Source organism: Hahella sp. CR1 (assembly GCF_029813005.1).
Taxonomy (GTDB): Bacteria; Pseudomonadota; Gammaproteobacteria; order Pseudomonadales; family Oleiphilaceae; genus Hahella.
The window spans coordinates 1-3,072 of the sequence record NZ_JAPELK010000035.1 but is presented as its reverse complement, the minus strand read 5'-3'; the positions used below and the strand labels follow the sequence as shown (position 1 = coordinate 3,072).

General features: G+C 47.7%; 3 protein-coding genes and 4 tRNA genes. All 7 read left to right on the top strand.

All coding sequences use genetic code 11. From position 1 onward, the window contains the following. Positions 1–145 precede the first annotated feature (145 nt). A complete protein-coding gene (locus ONV78_RS31785) occupies positions 146–1,123 on the top strand; it encodes a biotin--[acetyl-CoA-carboxylase] ligase (protein WP_279508604.1) in 978 nt (325 codons plus the stop codon). Then, on the top strand, positions 1,120–1,836 hold the full coding sequence (locus ONV78_RS31780; protein WP_279508603.1) for a type III pantothenate kinase: 717 nt from the start codon (positions 1,120–1,122) through the stop codon (positions 1,834–1,836). The genes ONV78_RS31785 and ONV78_RS31780 overlap by 4 nt, the downstream gene beginning before the upstream one ends. A gap of 14 nt (positions 1,837–1,850) precedes the next feature. Further along, positions 1,851–2,570 carry a hypothetical protein gene (locus ONV78_RS31775; protein WP_279508601.1) on the top strand — a complete coding sequence of 240 codons (720 nt, stop codon included), beginning with the start codon at positions 1,851–1,853 and terminating at the stop codon, positions 2,568–2,570. A gap of 33 nt (positions 2,571–2,603) precedes the next feature. After that, positions 2,604–2,679 (top strand) — tRNA-Thr (locus tag ONV78_RS31770). A gap of 42 nt (positions 2,680–2,721) precedes the next feature. Beyond that, positions 2,722–2,805 (top strand) — tRNA-Tyr (locus ONV78_RS31765). Positions 2,806–2,816: 11 nt separating this feature from the next. After that, positions 2,817–2,891 (top strand) — tRNA-Gly (locus ONV78_RS31760). A 20-nt stretch (positions 2,892–2,911) separates the two neighbouring features. Beyond that, positions 2,912–2,987 (top strand) — tRNA-Thr (locus ONV78_RS31755). The last annotated feature ends 85 nt before the right edge of the window (positions 2,988–3,072 follow it).

Sequence of the window (3,072 nt, the reverse complement as noted above, 5' to 3'; positions counted from 1 at the left end):
TTCAACCGCCGGTAAGCTGTGAGGGTGAAATTATACGTCTACTCTGTGAGCGTGGTGTCTTCATGATTTAGTGGTTTTGGGCTGGTAGGAACTTTGTCATAATCGAAAGCTTCCCTTTTAAAGGAAGTGGGCAAGGGCTTTGTATATGAATGATAGATTGGTCGGAATTCTTTCTGACGGAGAGTTTCATTCTGGTGTTGAGCTAGGTGAACTTCTAGGTGTTACTCGAACTGCGGTGTGGAAGCATGTTTCGCAGTTGGCGACTTATGGGTTAAAAGTCGAGAAGGTTAAAGGTAAGGGGTATCGGCTTGAGCATCCTTTACATCTGCTTGATGAGTCGCGACTGCGAGATGCTTTAGAGGGGCGTTGGAAAGATAAGCTACGTGAGTTTAACGTGGCGCATTCTGTGGGGTCCACTAACGTAGAGCTTCTTAAAAGTAGTCGGGATTTGCCCGTAGGTTTATATGACATTCTCCTTGCTGAGAGGCAAACAGCTGGGAGGGGAAGACGGGGTAGGGTTTGGGTTAGCCCATTTGCTCAAAATATATATATGAGTGTAGCTGTCAGATTGCCTGGCGGATTTTCGGTTCTAAATGGTTTGAGCCTTGCGATTGGGGCTGCTGTTGCTGACGCTATAAATACTGTATGCAACATAGAAGTTTCTCTTAAGTGGCCGAATGATGTTTGGTATTCAGAGAGAAAGCTGGCGGGACTGTTGTTGGAAGTGCAGGGTGAGCAGGAAGGACCTGTGCATGTGGTCGTTGGCTTGGGGGTTAATGTACTTATGCAACCTGAGGCGGGTAGGGGTATCGATCAGCCTTGGACGGCATTGAATGATGTGTGTGAGGCGGGAGTGGACCGGAATCAGCTATGTGTAGCTCTGATTGATTCTGTCTTGCTTTGTCTTGAATCATATAAATCTAAGGGCTTTCTTGGCTTGAAAGGATTATGGGATAAGTATGATTTGCTCAAAGGGCGGCAGGTAATGGTTTCGAGCGGAAATGAGTGTTGGAGTGGAGAATATTTGGGTGTTTCCGATGAGGGGTATGCGCTTGTTCGAGGTGAGGATGGGGGGCTCAGATCCCTTGCTGGAGGAGAGATTACAGTTAGGCCTGTTTCATGAGAGAGCTCGATTTTGATGCGGGAAACTCAGGGTTAAAATGGCGTTTGGTTGAGTCCGGCCGAGTGTTGGTCCGCGGGAATGTCGACTACGGATCGATCGCGGGCAAATGGAGTATTCCTACTGAGGGGGTTGATAGGGCTCTGGTTAGTAGTGTTGCCTCGAAAGAGGTTAATGACTCTCTGCGAGAGGCTCTCAAAAATATTACAAATGTATTCTGGGCGAAAACGGCTCCGTCATATGGCCGACTAGTTAATGCTTATACGGATTATGCGACCTTAGGAGTTGATCGATGGTTGGCTTTGGTTGCAGCCTACAATAAGTACCCCGAGGATTTGTGTGTTGTTGATTGTGGCACCGCGGTTACGGTGGACTATGTCGATAGATTTGGGGTGCATAAAGGGGGGTATATTGCTCCTGGGGCTGCGCTAATGTTGAATGCTTTGAATGTGAGCACTGCGGCGCTTAAAGGGAGTTATGGAGTTGACTCTGAGATTGCTCCGGGCGGTTCCACCAGGGAATGTATTGAGAGGGGGGTGTTTTCAATGCAGAAAGCTTTTGTTCTAAGTGTGACCCGTAAGTTTGCCGAAAGCCGAGTTGTCTGCACTGGCGGAGGTGTGGGTACTTTATTAGGGGATGACAAGGCTTATGTCTACATAGAAGAGCTAGTTTTGGATGGATTGCGAATTGTCGGTAATGGCGTTCCTGTAAACTGATTGGGGTTGAACCTGTGCGCTGGATCTTTATTTCTCTGCTTATGTTGAATGGGCTTGTTTTCGCTGTTCAATGGCTCGAACTGCAAAAACGAGAAGGATTGGAGGAGGTTCGTAATAGGGTGGCTTTATCTGAAACTGGCGCTAACCGCTTAACTTTACTTAGTGAAGTGGATGTGAGGGAAGAAAAGGTAGTTGTTGAGCTTGGCGTAGAAAAGGCGCCCGAAACTCCTGTCTCGAAAGGCGAGAAGCTTTGCCTTTTGATGGGGCCTTTTGAGGAGGATGCCCTTGCTCAGGGCTTGAGAATGGCTTTGGCAAAAAGGAGTGTAGAGTCGGTTGCATTTCCAAAGGACATCAGTCTAGCGCCTGAGTATTGGGTCTATTTGGAGCCAATGGAAAGTCGTAAGACGGCGATAATAAAGCTGCGGGAACTTCAGGTGAGGAAGATTGATAGCTACCTGATTAGTCAGGGGGAGCTGCGAAATGGTATTTCTTTGGGCTTATTCAAAAATGTAGACTCGGCGAATCGCTTGCTTAAGCAAAGAATTAGCGAAGGTTATGACGCTAAGATTAAGGAAGTTCCAAAGGGGAGGCTCGAGTATTGGGTGGCCACAAAGGATGAGGTTAACCTTCAAACTATGGCGAGAGTAGATAAAGTTTTAGATGAAAAAAACGTAAAGACAAATAAAAGACAAATTTTTTGTAAAAGTGTTGCATCGGGTGTGGAACTTCCCTAATATAGCGGCCTCGCGAAACAGGCGAGATATAGAGCTGGTGTAGCTCAGTTGGTAGAGCAGCTGACTTGTAATCAGCAGGTCGGGGGTTCGATTCCGTCCACCAGCTCCATTTTTTTTAGGGTTTCACCTTGTGGTGGGTGAGCCTGTTCTGGGAGGGGTTCCCGAGTGGCCAAAGGGATCAGACTGTAAATCTGACGCGCAAGCTTCGCTGGTTCGAATCCAGCCCCCTCCACCACTTATTCAAGTGCGGGCATCGTATAGTGGCTATTACCTCAGCCTTCCAAGCTGATGACGCGGGTTCGATTCCCGCTGCCCGCTCCACGCTTTGTGGTATTGGTTTTGCTCATGTAGCTCAGTCGGTAGAGCACATCCTTGGTAAGGATGAGGTCACCGGTTCAATTCCGGTCATGAGCTCCACTAATTAATTCACTGAAGTCTCGGCTGCTGCATTTCTTTAGGGGATGGTCAAATGGCAAAAGAAAAGTTTGAGCGTAGTAAGCCT